Origin of the sequence: Frigidibacter sp. SD6-1, from assembly GCF_030143255.1 — a bacterium.
Classification (GTDB): Bacteria; Pseudomonadota; Alphaproteobacteria; order Rhodobacterales; family Rhodobacteraceae; genus TMP-24.
Genome location: NZ_JARJNR010000001.1, coordinates 91081 through 108574, shown reverse-complemented (window position 1 = coordinate 108574; position 17494 = coordinate 91081). Strand labels below are relative to the sequence as shown.

Sequence of the window (17494 nt, the reverse complement as noted above, 5' to 3'; positions counted from 1 at the left end):
ATCCGGCCCGCAAACGCATTTATCATTTGGTGAGCCCCCGCCGCTATGTCATGACGCGCGAAAGCATGACCAGCACGGGACCAATTTCATGAACATCCATGAGTATCAGGCCAAGGCGCTTCTGCGCAGCTACGGCGCCCCCGTTTCCGACGGCCGGGTGGTTCTGAAGGCGGAAGACGCCAAGACCGCCGCGGGCGAGCTTGACGGCCCGATCTGGGTGGTGAAGTCGCAGATCCACGCCGGTGGCCGCGGCAAGGGCAAATTCAAGGAGGCCGAGGCCGGCGACAAGGGCGGCGTGCGTATCGCGCGTTCGGTCGAGGAAGCCGCGAACGAGGCCCGCAAGATGCTCGGCCGCACGCTGGTGACGCATCAGACCGGCCCTTCGGGCAAGCAGGTCAACCGCATCTATATCGAGGATGGTTCGGACATCGCGCGCGAACTCTACCTCGCCCTCCTCGTTGACCGCCAGACCAGCCGCATTTCCTTCGTCTGCTCGACCGAGGGCGGCATGGATATCGAGGAGGTCGCCCATTCGACCCCGGAAAAGATCCTGTCCTTCTCGGTCGATCCCGCCACGGGCCTGTCGGACTTCCACGGCCGCCGCGTCGCTTACGCGCTGAAGCTTGAAGGCGCGCAGGTCAAGCAATGCGTGGCGCTGATCCGCACGCTCTACAAGCTCTTCGTCGAGAAGGACATGGAGATGCTGGAGATCAACCCGCTCGTCGTCACCAAAGACGGCACCGTGAAATGCCTCGACGCCAAGATGGGCTTCGACGGCAACGCGCTCTACCGCCATGCCGACATCCTCGCCTTGAAGGACGAGACCGAGGAGGATCCGAAGGAACTCGCGGCCTCCAAGTTCGACCTCAACTACATCGCGCTGGATGGCGAGATCGGCTGCATGGTCAACGGCGCAGGCCTTGCGATGGCCACGATGGACATCATCAAGCTCTATGGGGCAGAGCCCGCCAACTTCCTCGACGTCGGCGGCGGCGCGACGAAGGAGAAGGTGACAGAGGCCTTCAAGATCATCACCTCCGACCCCAATGTGAAGGGCATCCTCGTCAACATCTTCGGCGGCATCATGCGCTGCGACGTCATCGCCGAGGGCATCATCGCCGCGGTGAAGGAAGTCGGCCTGAAAGTCCCGCTGGTCGTCCGGCTTGAGGGCACCAACGTCGAGAAGGGCAAGGAGATCATCGCCGGATCGGGCCTGAACGTGATCGCCGGGGACAACCTCAGCGACGCGGCGCAGAAGATCGTGAAGGCGGTCAAAGGATAACCCGTAGGGCGGGGTTCACCCCGCCTGCGACCTCACCACTGGCGGGGTGAACCCCGCCCTACGGAGAATGCAGATGTCTGGCCTCGCCCACAAGACGGCCCACCTTGCCACTGTCGGCCTTCTCATGGCGGCCACGGTCGGGCTTTCAGCCTGCCAGACCGGCACACCGGTCGAAAGCGGTCGCGCCGTTGCCCGCCAGTCGCTGCAGATCGACGAGGCGATTGCCGCCTTCTCGGATCTCTGCCTGGCCGACAGCCTGACCAAGGCAGACATCGCGCGCGTGGCCGAAAAATACGACTTCGGTATCGCCGAACCCGCCGATATCAAGCGCTCCGGTCAACCGCAGTTCGTGGTCAGCGGCATCCCCGATCCGGGGACCGGCCGCTACAAGAGTTACGGCTGTGCCATCGGTTTTCAGGGCGCCTGGTCGGATGAGATTGTCGCGGACGTCTCCAGGGCTATCGCGGCCCGGGGCTTCACGGCGCAGACGCCCTTCAGCCGCACCACAGAGAAAGCCGTCTATCCCCCCGTCGACCAGATCAACCACAAGGCTGTCTACCGTCGCGGCGGAAAGCCCCATGCCATCCTGCTGCAAAGCTCGCTGCCGGGCCGTACGACGACGCACCGATATGTCGCCCATTCAATGCTGCTGATTCTGGCTCCCTGAACAAGACATGCCCCGCAATCCGAAAGACCGCATCATGTTCGCTGATATCTCCAGTACAGATTGCGCCCGGTCCCGCCGCTTCTCTTCGACCCGCGCCGCATCGATCGCCCTCGCAGCCGCCTTGACGCTCGCAGGCTGCGTGCAGGATCAACAGCCCTCTGCGCCAATCGGACCGGTCAAGGCTGATCTTGCCCCGCTGCGGCCGGGGGCCGTTGCCCCGGGCGCGGGACTTGTGTCGATGGATGCCGCGATGAGCCTGTTTGACAGCGTTTGCCTGAAGGGGCTACCGCGTTTCGCCGCGTCAAAATCGGCGCTCGCGAAGCTGCCGGTAACCTATTCCGCACCAACCGATACCTATGTGCACAAGTCACTCGATCTCTCCTTCCTTGTCAAACCCGGCAAGGGCGGGACCTGCTCGATGATCTTCGCCTCGCGCGAGGAGGCGAATGTGCTCGCTCTCGCCTTCGGCATGACCGGCGCGCTGCACGGCGGACCGGCAGAGGTCGGCATTGATCCGCGTACCGGAGCGTCTGTCTCCAAGGCCAAGGGCGGTGCAACGATCCTTTTCGAACGCGCGGGCCGACAAAGAGGGCGCGCCTACTATCATGCCTATGTGGTGGTTCCATGACGCGCTCGTCACCAAGACAGGAACGGGGCCGGTCAGGCCTTCGGCGCTTCTTCCGCGCGCTGTGTGCGACTGCGGTGTTGACCGCGCATGCGAACTCGGCCGGTGCCGAAACACTCTCCGATGTGGGCAAAGCCGGGTTTGAGACCTGCTTGCAAGCGTTCCCGGACTCGAAGGCCGCCCATACGACCATGAAGGATAGCGGCTGGCGCTTCGAACTCTCGTCGGGTCGTTTCCGGCTCTATTCCAAGAACGGTCGTCGTGTTCTGGCGGGCACGACGACGTCCTCGAATGATCATTCCGGTTGCATGATCGCGGTGAGCAAGCTCTCCGGAGCACAGGCGGTGAACCTGGCCAAAGAGATCGTCTCGCGAATACCCGGCGCCAAACCGGTCCAACCGACAGATGGCGATGCGCTCGCTGAATGGGTAGCGACCGTCAACGGCGTCAAGGTTCATATCGGCGCGATGGATGTCGGTGACTTTCATTTCATGCGGGGCGCTGGCGTCCTCATGCAAAGCCAATAGCAGGAGCGAAACATGTCCGTCCTCGTCAACAAATCCACCCGCGTCATCTGCCAGGGGCTGACCGGCTCGCAAGGCACCTTCCACACCGAACAGGCCATCGCCTATGGCACCCAGATGGTCGGCGGTGTGACCCCCGGCAAGGGCGGCAGCGATCACCTCGGCCTGCCGGTCTTCGACTCGGTCCATGAGGCCAAGGCCGCGACAAGCGCCAATGCCTCGGTCATCTACGTCCCGCCGCCCTTCGCGGCCGACTCGCTCCTCGAGGCGATCGATGCCGAGATGGAACTCATCGTCTGCATCACCGAAGGGATTCCGGTCCTCGACATGATGAAGGTGAAGCGCGCGCTGATCAATTCGAAGTCTCGCCTCATCGGCCCGAACTGCCCGGGCGTCATCACGCCCGGCGAATGCAAGATCGGCATCATGCCCGGCCATATCCACCAGAAGGGCTCGGTCGGCGTCGTCTCGCGTTCCGGCACGCTGACCTACGAGGCGGTCAAGCAGACGACCGATCTCGGACTCGGCCAGTCCTCGGCCGTGGGCATCGGCGGCGACCCGATCAAGGGCACCGAACATATCGACGTCCTGGAGATGTTCCTCGCCGACCCCGAGACCCAGTCGATCATCATGATCGGCGAGATCGGCGGTTCGGCCGAGGAAGAGGCCGCCCAGTTCCTTGCCGATGAGAAGAAGCGCGGCCGCTGGAAGCCGACCGCGGGCTTCATCGCCGGCCGCACCGCGCCGAAAGGCCGCCGCATGGGCCATGCCGGCGCCATCGTCGCGGGCGGCAAGGGCGATGCGGAGAGCAAGATCGAGGCGATGAAGAGCGCCGGGATCGTGGTGGCCGACAGCCCAGCCCATCTGGGCGAGGCGGTGCTTAAAGCAATCGGGTAACTGTTTCGCGGCCAAGCCGCACGAGAGTGCAAGATGGGACCATTCGAGGCCATCATCACCTGTCTTCGGAAGAGCTTCCGGTTCTCCGGCCGCACCTCGCGGTCGGAATTCTGGTGGTTCGCGTCGCTGGCGATCACTGCCTGCCTGATCCTTTACATCACCACAGGCCAGACGACATTTGCCACAGATCCAACGGCGCGCCAAACCGACAATCTTGCATTTTGGCCATTGGCCTTGCTTGCCCTGCCGCTTGCTGCCGCCATGATCCGACGCGTCAAAGACGCTGGAGCGTCGGTTCTCTTCTTTTGGCTGCCGCCCCTCGCACTGCTGCTTTCGGCCGGTTTCTTTGTGATCTCAGGCGGCCCGGCCGCCAACCCGCCGCCCTTCGGGCTTCCAGAGTTGGTCAAGCCGATAGCCGGCTTCTTCGTCGTCTTCGTCTGCCCGATCGCCTTTCTGGTGTCGGCGCTGATCTTGCTGATCGTACTCATCGCGCCTTCAAATCATATCCATGAACCGAAATCTGAGAAGGTCTAAACCCATGACCGACCATCCCCAGAACGACCAGTTCCACGCCTCCTCCTTCCTGCAGGGCGCGAATGCGGAGTATGTCGAACAGATGTATGCCCGTTTCGCCGCTGATCCGCAGGCGGTGGACCCGACATGGGCCGCCTTCTTCCGGTCGCTGGGTGACCGGGAAGTGGATGTGAAGAAAGAGGCGCAGGGCGCTTCCTGGACCCGCGCCGACTGGCCGCCCAGCCCGACCGACGACCTGACCGCCGCCATGACCGGCGAATGGCCCGCCGATGCGAAAGCGGTGGGCGAGAAGATCCGCGCCAAGGCGGCGGAGGTTGGCGCCAAGGTCAGTGACGGCGATCTCAAGCGCGCCGTGACCGACAGCCTGCGGGCGCTCATGCTGATCCGCGCCTACCGGATCCGCGGCCATCTCGCCGCCGACCTCGACCCGCTCGGGCTCGCCGAAAAGCCCTACATGCCCGAACTTGACCCCGCCTCCTACGGCTTCACCGAAGCCGACATGGACCGGCCGATCTTCATCGATATGGTGCTGGGCCTCGAACATGCCTCGATGCGCGAGATCATCGACATCGTGCGGCGCACCTATTGCGGCACCTTCGCGCTGCAATACATGCATATCTCCGACCCCGAGCAGGCGGGCTGGCTGAAGGAGCGGATCGAAGGCTATGGCAAGGAGATCAGCTTCACCCGCGAAGGGCGCCGCGCGATCCTCAACAAGCTCGTGGAGGCCGAAGGGTTCGAGAAGTTCCTGCATGTGAAATACACCGGCACCAAGCGCTTCGGCCTTGACGGGGGCGAGGCGCTGATCCCCGCGATGGAAGCCATGATCAAGGTCGGCGGCGCCCATGGCGTGAAGGAAATCGTCATCGGCATGCCGCACCGCGGGCGGCTCAACATCCTCGCCAACGTCATGCAGAAGCCCTACCGGGCGATCTTCAACGAATTCCAGGGCGGCAGCTTCAAACCCGACAGCGTGGATGGCTCGGGCGATGTGAAATACCACCTCGGCGCTTCCTCTGACCGGACGTTCGACGACAATACCGTTCACTTGTCGCTGACCGCCAACCCCAGCCACCTCGAGGCGGTGAACCCCGTCGTCCTCGGCAAGGTCCGCGCCAAGCAGGACCAGTATGGCGACACCGCCGACCGGATGGCGGTGCTGCCCGTGCTCTTGCACGGCGATGCAGCCTTTGCCGGTCAGGGCGTCGTGGCCGAATGCCTGCAGCTTTCGGGCATCAAGGGCCACCGCACGGGGGGGTGCCTCCATATCATCGTCAACAACCAGATCGGCTTTACCACCGCGCCAGCATTCAGCCGCACCTCGCCCTATCCGACCGACATCGCGCTGATGGTCGAGGCGCCGATCTTCCATGTGAACGGCGACGACCCGGAGGCCGTGGTCCATGCCGCCAAGGTCGCGACCGAATTCCGCCAGAAGTTCCACAAGGACGTGGTGATCGACATCTTCTGCTACCGCCGCTTCGGTCACAACGAAGGCGACGAGCCGATGTTCACCAACCCGGCGATGTATGCCCGCATCCGCAAGCAGAAGACGACGCTGCAACTTTATACCGATCGTCTCGTCGCAGATGGGCTGATCCCGGAAGGCGAGATCGAGGATATGAAGGCCGCCTTCCAGGCCCGTCTGAACGAGGAATTCGAGGTCGGTCGCGAATACAAGCCCAACAAGGCCGACTGGCTGGATGGCCGCTGGGGCCGGATGAAGGCCAAGGACCTGGAGAATTACCAGCGCGGCGAGACCTGGATCAAGGCCGAGACCTTCAAGGAAATCGGCGCGGCCCTGACCCGCGTGCCCGAAGGCTTCGACCTGCACAAGACCGTCGCCCGCCAGCTGGAAGCCAAGGCCAGGATGTTCGAAACAGGCAAGGGTTTCGACTGGGCCACGGCCGAGGCGCTGGCTTTCGGTTCGCTTTTGACCGAAAGCTTCCCGGTCCGCCTCTCGGGGCAGGACTGCACGCGCGGCACCTTCTCGCAGCGCCATTCCGGCTGGGTCGACCAGACGACAGAGGAACGGCACTACCCCCTGAACCATATCCGCGCCGGCCAGTCCCGTTATGAGGTCATCGATTCGATGCTCTCGGAATATGCGGTCCTTGGCTTCGAATATGGCTATTCGCTGTCGGAGCCCAACGCGCTGACGCTGTGGGAAGCGCAGTTCGGCGATTTCGCCAACGGCGCGCAGATCATGTTCGACCAGTTCATCAACTCGGGCGAGAGTAAATGGCTGCGCATGTCGGGCCTCGTCTGCCTGCTGCCGCACGGGTTCGAGGGCCAGGGGCCGGAACATTCCTCGGCGCGTCTGGAACGGTTCCTGCAGCTGTCGGCCCATGACAACTGGATCGTCGCCAACTGCACCACACCGTCGAACTATTTCCACATCCTGCGTCGCCAGATGCACCGCGACTACCGCAAGCCGCTGATCCTGATGACGCCGAAATCGCTGCTGCGTCACCCGATGGCCATCTCGGACGCCGAGGATTTCACCGACGGTTCCTACTTCCACCGCTGCCTCTGGGACGATGCCCAGAAGGGCCATTCGGAGCTGAAGCTGAAACCCGACGCCAAGATCAAGCGCGTGGTCCTTTGCTCGGGCAAGGTCTATTACGACCTTCTGGCCGAACGCGACGCGCGCGGGCAGGACGATACCTACCTTCTGCGGGTCGAACAGCTTTATCCGGTGCCGGGCAAGTCGCTTCGGACCGAACTGTCGCGCTTCCTCGGGGCCGAGATCGTCTGGTGCCAGGAAGAACCGAAGAACCAGGGCGCCTGGTTCCACATGGACCCGGCGCTCGAGGAGATTCTCACCGACATCGGCGCCACGCACAAACGCGCGCGCTATGCGGGCCGTGTCGCCTCGGCCTCTCCGGCCACCGGCCTCGCCTCGCGCCACAAGTATGAACAGGAAACCCTCGTCAAAGAGGCTCTGGGCTGACGGCCCCCAACCTGCGCCTCACCCCCGAACCTCTCAGGAGCTAAGTGAAATGACTGATGTTATGGTCCCCTCCCTCGGCGAAAGCGTGACCGAGGCCACCGTCTCGACCTGGTTCAAGAAGGTCGGCGATCAGGTCAAGGTCGACGAGATGCTGTGCGAACTGGAAACCGACAAGGTCTCGGTCGAGGTCCCCTCGCCCGTCGCAGGCATACTGGCCGAAATCCTCGCCCCCGAAGGCGCGACGGTCGACCCCAAGGCCCGCCTCGCCATCATCAGCGAAGGCGCCAGCGCCGCCGCCCCCAAGGCAGAATCGGCTGCGCCGAAGGCCGAAGATCCCAAGATCGAGGCCGCAGCCGACGTCGGCTCTCCCGGTGCGGGCCCCGAAGATACCAAGCCGCGCAAGGATGTCGAAGATGCCCCCGCCGCCAAGAAGGCGATGGAGGAGGCGGGCCTTTCCCGCGACCAGGTCCAGCCCTCGGGCCGCGACGGCCGCGTGATGAAGGAAGACGTGGCCCGCGCCGTCGCGGGCCAGGCGGCCGCCCAGCCGGCCGTCGCCTCCGCTGTCCCCGCCCCGGCCGCCGCCCCCCGCGCCCCGGTCCCGGCCGAGGATGCGGCCCGCGAGGAACGGGTGAAGATGACGCGCCTGCGCGCCACCATCGCCCGCCGCCTCAAGGACGCCCAGAACACCGCCGCCATGCTCACGACCTACAACGAGGTCGACATGTCGGGCATCATGGGCCTGCGCAACGAATACAAGGACGCGTTCGAGAAGAAGCACGGCGTGAAACTGGGCTTCATGTCCTTCTTCGTGAAGGCCTGCTGCCACGCGCTGAAGGAAGTGCCCGAGGTCAATGCCGAGATCGACGGCGGCGACGTGGTCTACAAGAACTACGTCCATATGGGCGTCGCGGTCGGCACGCCGTCCGGCCTCGTCGTCCCCGTCGTCCGCGACGCCGACCAGATGAGCTTCGCCGCCATCGAGAAGAAGATCGCCGAACTAGGGCTCCGCGCCCGCGACGGCAAACTGTCGATGGCCGAGATGCAGGGCGGCTCCTTCACCATCTCGAACGGCGGCGTCTATGGCTCGCTCATGTCCTCGCCGATCCTCAACCCGCCGCAATCGGGCATCCTCGGCATGCACAAGATCCAGGACCGCCCGGTCGTGGTGAACGGCCAGATCGTGATCCGCCCGATGATGTATCTGGCGCTGAGCTACGACCACCGGATCGTGGACGGCAAGGGCGCGGTGACGTTCCTCGTGCGCGTGAAAGAGGCGCTGGAGGATCCGAGACGGTTGCTGATGGATTTGTGACCCGTAGGATGGGCAATATTGCCCATCCTACGATGCTGATGGAGTCACGAGGAGGGCGCGGTTGGAGGGCAATGCTTTGGACCTTTTGGCGATCCTGACTGCATTTGGGTTTGGGTCAGTCGTCACGGTACTGATCCAATACGTTCTGGCTAACCGAACGTCTGCCCTTCGGCGTACTTACGACGAGCGAAAGGAGGCATATATAGGACTTGCCGAAGCTTGGGTGAGGCAAGAGCGAGATGGCATATCCCATGAGAATTCGCTCGATGTTGGACATTGGCTGTTGCGTTGCCAATTTGTTGCGCTCCAGGTGATGCTGCCCTTACTCAGTAGGTGGGCGGCGACCGAGCCAGGCAGTCCTGGCAGAGTTGAAGCTACAGATAAGCTAAAAGCCGCTATGCGAAGCGACTTGAGCAGCTTCAGGTAACGTGACCCATGAGTTTCCTCTCCACCCTCGAACAAACCCTCTGGCGCAGCGATACCCGCTTGGAGCGCGCCCTCCTGGACGCCACTTCCGCCCCCATCACCCTGCCCGCCCCCCCGCGCCTCCCCTCCCCCTTGTGGGGAGGGGCCGGGGGTGGGGAGAGCCGCCGCATGAGCCGAACCGATACCCAGCGCAACACCCCCCTCCCCTCTCCCCTCCCCACAAGGGGGAGGGGAAGCGCTCCGCCGGAGGCCTCATCATGACCCCCGAACTCACCGCCCTCGCCCTCGCGGGCCGCCTGCAGCGCGCGATGAACAACCATTTCGAGGGGCTCATCCTCTTCACCATCGCCACCCTGGTCGTCATCCTCGGCAACCAGTCCAGCCCCACCACCCAATATGCCGCCTGGACCTACCTCGCCGCCCGTATCCTCTATGTCCCCGCCTACGCCCTGGGCTGGCGCCCCTGGCGCTCGGTCCTTTGGGGCGCGGGCCTCGCCGCAACCCTCACGATGATCATCGCATCCTTGATCTGATGCCTTCATCTTGGCTCAAATACCTTCGGGGGGCTCCGGGGGGCAGACAGCCCCCCGGCCTCCACCAGACAAAAGGACCCGACCCATGGCAACTTATGACGTCATCATCATCGGCGCCGGCCCCGGCGGCTATGTCGCGGCCATCCGCTGCGCGCAGCTTGGCCTCACCACCGCCGTGGTCGAGGGGCGCGAAACCCTGGGCGGCACCTGCCTGAACGTCGGCTGCATCCCCTCGAAGGCGCTCCTCCACGCCACGCACTCGCTCCACGAGGCCGAGGCGAATTTCGCCAAGATGGGCCTCGTCGGCGCGCCGCCCACCGTCGACTGGGCTCAGATGCAGGCCTACAAGGCCGATGTAGTCGGAACCAACACCAAGGGCATCGAGTTCCTGTTCAAGAAGAACAAGATCACCTGGCTGAAGGGCTGGGGCTCGATCCCCGCCCCCGGCCAGGTCAAGGTCGGGGAAGAGGTGCACGAGGCCAAGCACATCGTCATCGCCACCGGGTCCGAGCCCACGAGCCTCCCCGGCGTCGAGGTCGACGAGAAGGTGATCGTCACTTCCACCGGCGCCCTCGCGCTCTCCGCGATCCCCCAGAAGCTCGCCGTCATCGGCGCTGGCGTCATCGGCCTTGAAATGGGCTCGGTCTACGCCCGCCTCGGCGCCGAGGTGACCGTCATCGAATATCTCGACGCGATCACCCCCGGCATGGACGCCGAGGTCGCCAAGACCTTCGAACGCATCCTGAAGAAACAGGGCCTGAAATTCGTCCTCGGCGCCGCCGTTCAGGGGGCCGAGGTCAAGAAGGGCATGGCCACCGTGCGCTACAAGCTCAGGAAGAACGACAAGGAAGACGCGGTCGAGGCCGATTGCGTGCTCGTCGCCACCGGCCGCAAGCCCTTCACCAAGGGCCTGGGGCTGGACGCGCTCGGGGTCGAGATGACGCCCCGCGGCCAGATCGTGACCGACAGCCATTTCGCCACGAATGTCGCGGGCCTTTACGCGATCGGCGACGCGATCCAGGGCCCGATGCTCGCCCACAAGGCCGAGGACGAGGGGATGGCGGTCGCCGAGGTGCTGGCCGGAAAGGCGGGTCATGTGAATTATGCCGTCATCCCCGGCGTCATCTACACCGCACCCGAAGTGGCGAACGTCGGCAAGACCGAGGAACAGCTGAAGGAGGAAGGCCGCGCCTACAAGGTCGGCAAGTTCCCCTACATGGGCAACGCCCGCGCCAAGGCGGTGTTCCAGGGCGAAGGATTCGTGAAGCTTCTGGCCGACGCCGAGACCGACCGGGTGCTGGGTGCCCATATCATCGGGCCAGCGGCGGGCGAACTGATCCACGAGATCTGCGTCGCGATGGAATTCGGCGCCAGCGCGCAGGACGTGGCGCTCACCTGCCACGCCCACCCGACCTTCTCGGAAGCGGTGCGCGAGGCGGCACTCGCCTGCGGCGACGGGGCGATTCACGCCTGAGGCGCAACGGTCCCGCGGAAAATCCTTCGCGAAGGATTTTCCGCCCCGGCCGCCCTGCCCTTCAGTGACCGGGACGAATGAACGTGCCGTTCCTCAAATCAGCCATCGCCTGGCGCAACTCGTCTTGCGTGTTCATCACGATCGGCCCGTGCCAGGCGACCGGCTCCTCCAGTGGTGCGCCCGAGATCAGCAGGAACCGCACCCCCTCTTCGCCCGCCTGCACCGTCACCTCGTCGCCGGTGCCGAAGCGGATCAGCGTGCGGTTGCCCGAGAGGTCGCGGATATTGACCTCCTCGCCCATCACGTCCTTTTCCAGAAGCACGCCCTCGGGCCGTGACGCATCGGCGAACCGGCCTGCGCCCTGAAAGACATAGGCAAAGGCGCGGCGGTAAGTGTCTACCTTGAAGCTCTTCCTCACGCCCGGCGGCACGAAGATGTCGAGATATTGCGGATCGGCCGCAATGCCGTCGACCGGCCCGGTCCGGCCCCAGAACGACCCGACGATCACCTTCACCCGCGTCCCGTCGTCATCCACGATCTCCGGAATGTCGGCCGACTTCACATCCTGATAGCGCGGGGCGGTCATCTTCAGCCCCGACGGCAGGTTCGCCCAGAGCTGGAAGCCATGCATCTGCCCGGCGATGTTTCCCTTGGGCATCTCCTGATGCAGGATCCCCGACCCCGCGGTCATCCATTGCACATCGCCCGCACCCAGCCTGCCGCGGTTGCCGAGGCTGTCGCCATGCTCGACCGTTCCGGCCAGAACATAGGTGATCGTCTCGATCCCACGATGCGGATGCCAGGGAAATCCGGCCAGGTAGTCGCGCGGATTGTCATTGCGGAAATCGTCGAACAGCAGGAACGGGTCCAGTTCCGTCGGATCGCGGAAGCCGAAGGCGCGGTGCAGGTTCACCCCCGCCCCTTCGCGGGCAGGCTGGGCCCGGCGGGTTTCGAGGATGGGCCGGATCGACATGGAAACCTCCGTCATTTGCGTTTCCCGGAATATGCGCCGCCGGGGCCGGGAAACAAGTGCGCACAGGTGCCCGACATATGTTCACCATCGCACGCAAGTCGCAACCCGCGGACCCTACCGCACATCCGCCACAAAAATATGTGCAAATGCATGTTCTTTTCCTATCCTGCCATCAACCCGACTCAGGCCATCAGCCGCGCAGCCGGGAAACCAGGGAGGATGGAATGACTGCCGCCGACATGCTGGGCCAGCTTGGCCAGATGCTGCTTTCGGGCCGGATCGAGGTCGTGGATTGTTCGGGCACGCTCGGCCCCGACACGCCGCTTCTGAAACTGCCGCCCGACTTCGCCAAGGACACGCCGAAGATCGAGATCCACCGGATCAGCGAGTATGATCAGGACGGGCCGTTCTGGGCCTGGAACTGGCTGAAGCTCGGCGAACATTCCGGCACCCATTTCGACGCGCCGCATCACTGGATCACCGGCAAGGATTACCCCGACGGTTTCACCGATACGCTGTCGCTGCAACGGATCGCGGCGCCGGTGAACGTTCTGGATTTCTCGAAGGAATGCGCGGCAGACCCCGATTTTCTCCTGACCATCGACCATGTCAACGCGTGGGAAACTGAACACGGTGCCATCGGCACGGGCGAATGGGTGGTCTTGCGCTCCGACTGGGACAAGCGGGCGCATGACGAGGAGCTCTTCCTCAATGCGAACGAAACCGGCCCGCATACGCCGGGCCCGACAGCAGAGGTCATCGATTACCTGATCGGCAAGGGCGTCGTCGGCTGGGGCAGCCAGTGTATCGGCACCGATGCGGGCCAGGCGGGCGGCATGAACCCGCCCTTCCCGGCGCACAATCTTCTGCACAAGCACAACCGCTTCGGCCTCGCCTCGCTCGCCAATCTCGACCGGTTGCCCGCGAAGGGTGCGATCCTGATCGCCGCTCCCTTGAAGATCAAGAACGGCACCGGCTCGCCGATCCGCGCGCTGGCGCTTGTCGCGCGCTGATCACCGGATGGACCGGCCAGCCCCAACCGGACCCGGCGGCGCCGAGGCGCCGCCGACCCTGGGCGACATAGGGCTTGCCGCCTATGCGCCCTACCTCATGAACCGCATCATGGGGCGCTACAACTCTGACCTCCGGCAAGACATGGCGGCCCTCGGCCTCACGACGCCGAAGATGCGGGCGCTTGCGGTCCTTTCCGTCAATGAGGGTCTGCTGATCCGCGACCTCGCGGTCTATACCGTCACCGAACAATCGACGCTCAGCCGCGCGCTCGACCAGCTTGCGGCGGACGGCTTCATCCGGCGCGAACCCGACCCCGACGACAGCCGCGCCACACGGCTCTACCTGACCCCTGAGGGCCGCACTGCGTTTGAAACGCTCTGGCCCACGATGCTGGCCGCCCACGACCACATGTTCCGCGGCATCGACGCGGACGAGCGCCGCGCCTTCGTCGCCACCCTGCAGAAGATGCTGAAAAACGTGCGCAGGCACGAGATCTGAGGACGATATGGCCGAGAGATCCTTTGCCGAGGAAGTCAAGAAGCTGAGGCTCGGCGCGGGCGAGCAGTTCACCGGCGAGGGCATTCTCGCGATCACCAAGGCGCTTTTGGAGAATAGCGTGGGCTATGTCGGCGGCTATCAGGGCGCGCCGATCAGCCATCTGATGGATGTGCTGGCCGATGCCGAGGATATCCTTTCGGACCTTGGTGTAAGGTTCGAGGCCAATGCCTCGGAAGCAGCCGCCACCGCGATGCTCGCGGCCTCGGTCCATTACCCGATCCGGGGCGCCGTCACCTACAAAGGGCCGGTCGGCGTGAACGTCGCCTCCGACGCGCTCGCCAATCTCGCCTCCTCGGGCGTCACCGGCGGGGCGCTCATCATCGTGGGCGAGGATTACGGCGAAGGCTCCTCGATCATGCAGGAAAGAAGCCACGCCTTCGCGATGAAATCGCAGGTCTGGCTTCTCGACCCGCGCCCCAACCTGCCTTCGATCGTCAAGGCGGTGGGCCAGGGCTTCGCACTGTCCGAAGCGACCAATACGCCGGTGATGCTGATGGTCCGCATCCGCTCCTGTCATGTCACCGGCAGCTTCACCGCCGCCGACAACCGCCCCCCGCCCCTGACCGTCAGGGACGCGCTTTCGAACCCCAGAAGCGACTATTCCCGTGTCGTCCTGCCGCCGATGTCTTACGTGCAGGAACAGGACAAGATCCGGAACCGCTGGCCCAAAGCGCAAGCCCATATCGCGACCCACGGGCTGAACGAACGGTTCGGGCCCGCGGACGGCAGAATCGGCATCGTCCTGCAAGGCGGGATGTACAATGGCGTGATCCGCGCGCTCCAGCGCCTTGGCCTTGCCGACATCTACGGCGACACGCAAGTGCCGCTTTACGTGATGAACGTCACCTATCCGGTTGTGAACACGGAATTTCTCGACTTCGCAAAGGGCAAGGACGCGCTTCTGGTGGTCGAGGAGGGCCAGCCCGATTTCATCGAACAGGCGCTTGGCGCGATCCTCTACAAGGAAGGCGCGGGGCCGGTCCTTCACGGCAAGGACATGCTGCCGATCGCGGGCGAATATACCGGCCAGGTGATGCTCGACGGCGTCGAGGCCTTCATCCGCAAGGCCGCGCCCGAGATGCTGCCTGCGCAGGTCCGCGCCCCGAACAGCGCCGCCCCCGCGCTCCCTGACCTTGCGAAAACCGTGCCGATCCGCCCGCCCGGCTTCTGCACCGGCTGCCCGGAGCGTCCGATCTTCGCCGCGTTGAAACTCGTCGAACAGCAAAGCGGCAAGCACCAGATCGCGGCAGACATCGGCTGCCACCTCTTCGCGTCGCTGCCGCCGTTCGAGATCGGCGGCGCCACCATGGGCTACGGCCTCGGCCCCGCCTCGAACGGCGCCTTCGACGGCGGCGGCGAGCGGCGCCCGATCGCCATCATCGGCGACGGCGGGTTTTGGCACAACGGGCTCTCCACCTCGTTCGGCAATGCGGTCTACAACAAGTCGGACGGGGTGATCGTGGTGGTGGACAACCATTACAGCGCCGCGACCGGCGGGCAGGATGTGATGTCCTCCCGCGCGCAGAACCGCTCGAAATCGACCGGCCATCCGATTGCCGAGGCGGTCAAGGGCATCGGCGTCACCTGGGTCAGGCAGGTCGACCGCACCTATGACGTGCCGAAACTGCGCGCGGTCCTGAACGACGCGCTGACCACCAGCCATGAAGGCCCGAAGGTCATCGTCGCCTCGTCGGAATGCATGCTGAACCGCCAGCGCCGCGAACGCCCGCTTGCCGCGAAGGCCATCGCCGAGGGGCGGCGGGTCGAAAAACCCCGCTTCGGGGTGGACGAGGATATCTGCACCGGCGATCACGCCTGCATCCGTCTCTCGGGCTGTCCGTCGCTCTCGCTGAAACGCACGGGCGATCCCTTGCGCGACGATCCCGTCGCCCATATCGACCAAAGCTGCGTCGGCTGCGGCAATTGCGGCGAGGTCGCCGATGCCGCGGTGCTCTGCCCCTCCTTCTACCGCGCCGATGTGGTGCACAATCCCGGTCCGTGGGAACGTGCGATGGCGCGCCTCCGCACCGCGATCATCTCCCGGCTGCAGGCCCGCCGCGACGGGCGCCGCGCCGCGCAAGCGGGGCTCGCCTGATGGCCCGCGAAAAGATCACCTTGCAAGGCGCCAGCCCCGACCCCGCGCTTTCGGGCATCCTCAAGCTTGCCGTGATGGCGGTCGGCGGCCAGGGCGGCGGCGTTCTGACCGGCTGGATCGAGGACTGCGCCCGGGCCGCAGGCTATGCGGTCCAGGCGACCTCGGTCGCGGGCGTCGCCCAAAGAACCGGCGCCACCATCTATTACATCGAGATGGCCCCCGCCGGCCCCCGCACCCCGGTCTTCTCGCTGATGCCTGCGGCAGGCGATGTCGATATCCTGATCGCCGCCGAACTGATGGAGGCGGGCCGCGCCATCCTGCGCGGCTTCGTGACGCCCGACCGCACCACGCTCATCGCCTCGACCCACCGCGCGCTCGCCGTCTCGGAAAAGACGGTGCCCGGCGACGGGATCGCGAAGGCCGAAGAGGTGCTGGCGGCGGCCGAGATCGCCGCCCGCCGCCTCATCGCCTTCGACATGGACCGGATCGCGGTCGAGGAAGGCACGGTCATATCCGCAAGTCTCTTCGGCGCCCTTGCTGCCTCCGGCACGCTGCCCTTCCCGCGCGCCGCTTTCGAGGCGGCGATCCGCGCCACCGGCCGCGGCGCCGAGGCAAGCCTCCGCGCCTTTGCCCGCGCCCATGAGGCCGCAACCGAACCGCCCGCCGCCGCGCCCGAGCCACCTGCCCTGCCTCCCGCCAAGACGCCCGCTTTGCCGCCTCCGCTCGCCGACCGCCTCGCAAGCCTGCCCGAACCCGCGCGCGATCTTGCCACCGCGGGCCTCCACGCCGTCCTCGACTTTCAGGACCCCGCCTATGGCCGCGATTATCTCGACCGGCTCGCCGCCATCGCCGCCCGCGACAGCGCAGCGCAAGGCTTCGCCTTCACCCGCGAGGCCGCGAAATATCTCGCCCGCGCCATGGCCTATGATGACGTGATCCGGGTGGCCGACCTCAAGACCCGCGCCGCCCGCTTTGCCCGCATCCGCGCCGAGATGACGCCGCCGGACGGCGCCGCACTCTGGATGACCGACTTCCTGCACCCCCGCGCCGAGGAATTGGTCAGCCTCCTGCCTGCCCGCCTCGGCGCCCGCCTCGAAGGTTCGCCCCGGGCGATGCGCCTCATCGACCGGCTCTTCAACCACGGCCACAGGCTGCGCACCGACCGGCTCTGGCCCTTCCTGCAGCTCTATCTGCTCGCAGGCCTCCGCCGCTGGAGGCGCGGCATGCTGCGCCACCGCCGCGAAATGGCCCATCTCGAGGATTGGCTCGCCGAGGCGCTGGCCGAGATCGACCGCGATTACCCGCTCGCCGTCGAGCTTGTGAAGACCCGCCGCCTGATCAAGGGCTACGCAGACACCTACGCGCGCGGGCTTTCGAAATTCGACCGGGTCCGCACAGGCGCCCGTCTCGTCGCGGGCCGCCCCGATGCCGCAGACTGGACCCGCCGCCTGCGCGAGGCCGCCCTGCAGGACGAGCACGGCCGGGCGCTCGACGGCGCCCTCGCGACGATCCGCAGCTTCGCGTCAGACTCGGTCTGATATTTCAAACATTTCACTTTCTGTCCCGAAATACTCCGGGGGGTCCCGGGGGGCAGCGCCCCCCGGGCGGACCCTCGCGCCCGAAGGCG

15 protein-coding genes are annotated in these 17494 nt (G+C 65.3%); 14 read left to right on the top strand and 1 reads right to left on the bottom strand.

From position 1 onward, the window contains the following. The first annotated feature begins 88 nt into the window (after positions 1–88). The 10 genes from sucC to lpdA all read left to right on the top strand — a co-directional run bounded on the left by sucC (position 89) and on the right by lpdA (position 11227). Entirely contained in the window at positions 89–1282 is a 1194-nt protein-coding gene (gene sucC, locus P0645_RS00535) for an ADP-forming succinate--CoA ligase subunit beta (RefSeq protein WP_284162590.1), read from the top strand. A 73-nt stretch (positions 1283–1355) separates the two neighbouring features. Continuing rightward, positions 1356–1949: a hypothetical protein gene (locus tag P0645_RS00530; RefSeq protein WP_284162589.1), complete on the top strand. Its 594-nt coding sequence runs from the start codon at positions 1356–1358 to the stop codon at positions 1947–1949. Between the two features lie 250 nt (positions 1950–2199). After that, entirely contained in the window at positions 2200–2577 is a 378-nt protein-coding gene (locus tag P0645_RS00525; RefSeq protein ID WP_284162588.1) for a hypothetical protein, read from the top strand. Positions 2578–2654: 77 nt separating this feature from the next. Next, a complete protein-coding gene (locus P0645_RS00520) occupies positions 2655–3101 on the top strand; it encodes a hypothetical protein (RefSeq protein WP_284162587.1) in 447 nt (148 codons plus the stop codon). Between the two features lie 12 nt (positions 3102–3113). After that, positions 3114–3995 carry a succinate--CoA ligase subunit alpha gene (gene sucD / locus P0645_RS00515; protein ID WP_284162586.1) on the top strand — a complete coding sequence of 294 codons (882 nt, stop codon included), beginning with the start codon at positions 3114–3116 and terminating at the stop codon, positions 3993–3995. A 33-nt stretch (positions 3996–4028) separates the two neighbouring features. Then, positions 4029–4529, top strand: coding sequence for a DUF805 domain-containing protein (locus P0645_RS00510; protein WP_284162585.1), 501 nt, complete (start codon positions 4029–4031; stop codon positions 4527–4529). Positions 4530–4533: 4 nt separating this feature from the next. Further along, positions 4534–7482, top strand: a complete 2949-nt coding sequence (locus P0645_RS00505) for a 2-oxoglutarate dehydrogenase E1 component (protein WP_284162584.1) — start codon at positions 4534–4536, stop codon at positions 7480–7482. A 49-nt stretch (positions 7483–7531) separates the two neighbouring features. Next, positions 7532–8794 (top strand): 2-oxoglutarate dehydrogenase complex dihydrolipoyllysine-residue succinyltransferase, encoded by a 1263-nt coding sequence (odhB, locus tag P0645_RS00500; RefSeq protein ID WP_284162583.1) that lies wholly within the window; start codon positions 7532–7534, stop codon positions 8792–8794. A 683-nt stretch (positions 8795–9477) separates the two neighbouring features. Continuing rightward, on the top strand, positions 9478–9753 hold the full coding sequence (locus P0645_RS00495) for an MAPEG family protein (RefSeq protein ID WP_284162582.1): 276 nt from the start codon (positions 9478–9480) through the stop codon (positions 9751–9753). A gap of 85 nt (positions 9754–9838) precedes the next feature. Continuing rightward, positions 9839–11227 (top strand): dihydrolipoyl dehydrogenase, encoded by a 1389-nt coding sequence (lpdA, locus tag P0645_RS00490; RefSeq protein WP_284162581.1) that lies wholly within the window; start codon positions 9839–9841, stop codon positions 11225–11227. Between the two features lie 61 nt (positions 11228–11288). Here lpdA and P0645_RS00485 read toward each other — a convergent pair whose 3' ends face one another. Continuing rightward, positions 11289–12200, bottom strand: coding sequence for a pirin family protein (locus P0645_RS00485; protein WP_284163353.1), 912 nt, complete (start codon positions 12198–12200; stop codon positions 11289–11291). 224 nt (positions 12201–12424) lie between these two features. Here P0645_RS00485 and P0645_RS00480 point away from each other — a divergent pair, with 224 nt between their 5' ends. From P0645_RS00480 to P0645_RS00465, 4 genes are read left to right on the top strand one after another with little or no spacing between them, the layout of a single operon-like run. After that, positions 12425–13213, top strand: coding sequence for a cyclase family protein (locus tag P0645_RS00480; protein WP_284162580.1), 789 nt, complete (start codon positions 12425–12427; stop codon positions 13211–13213). Between the two features lie 7 nt (positions 13214–13220). After that, positions 13221–13712: a MarR family winged helix-turn-helix transcriptional regulator gene (locus P0645_RS00475; RefSeq protein WP_284162579.1), complete on the top strand. Its 492-nt coding sequence runs from the start codon at positions 13221–13223 to the stop codon at positions 13710–13712. 7 nt (positions 13713–13719) lie between these two features. Next, on the top strand, positions 13720–15867 hold the full coding sequence (locus P0645_RS00470; RefSeq protein WP_284162578.1) for a thiamine pyrophosphate-dependent enzyme: 2148 nt from the start codon (positions 13720–13722) through the stop codon (positions 15865–15867). After that, positions 15867–17405: an indolepyruvate oxidoreductase subunit beta family protein gene (locus P0645_RS00465; RefSeq protein ID WP_284162577.1), complete on the top strand. Its 1539-nt coding sequence runs from the start codon at positions 15867–15869 to the stop codon at positions 17403–17405. The genes P0645_RS00470 and P0645_RS00465 overlap by 1 nt, the downstream gene beginning before the upstream one ends. The last annotated feature ends 89 nt before the right edge of the window (positions 17406–17494 follow it).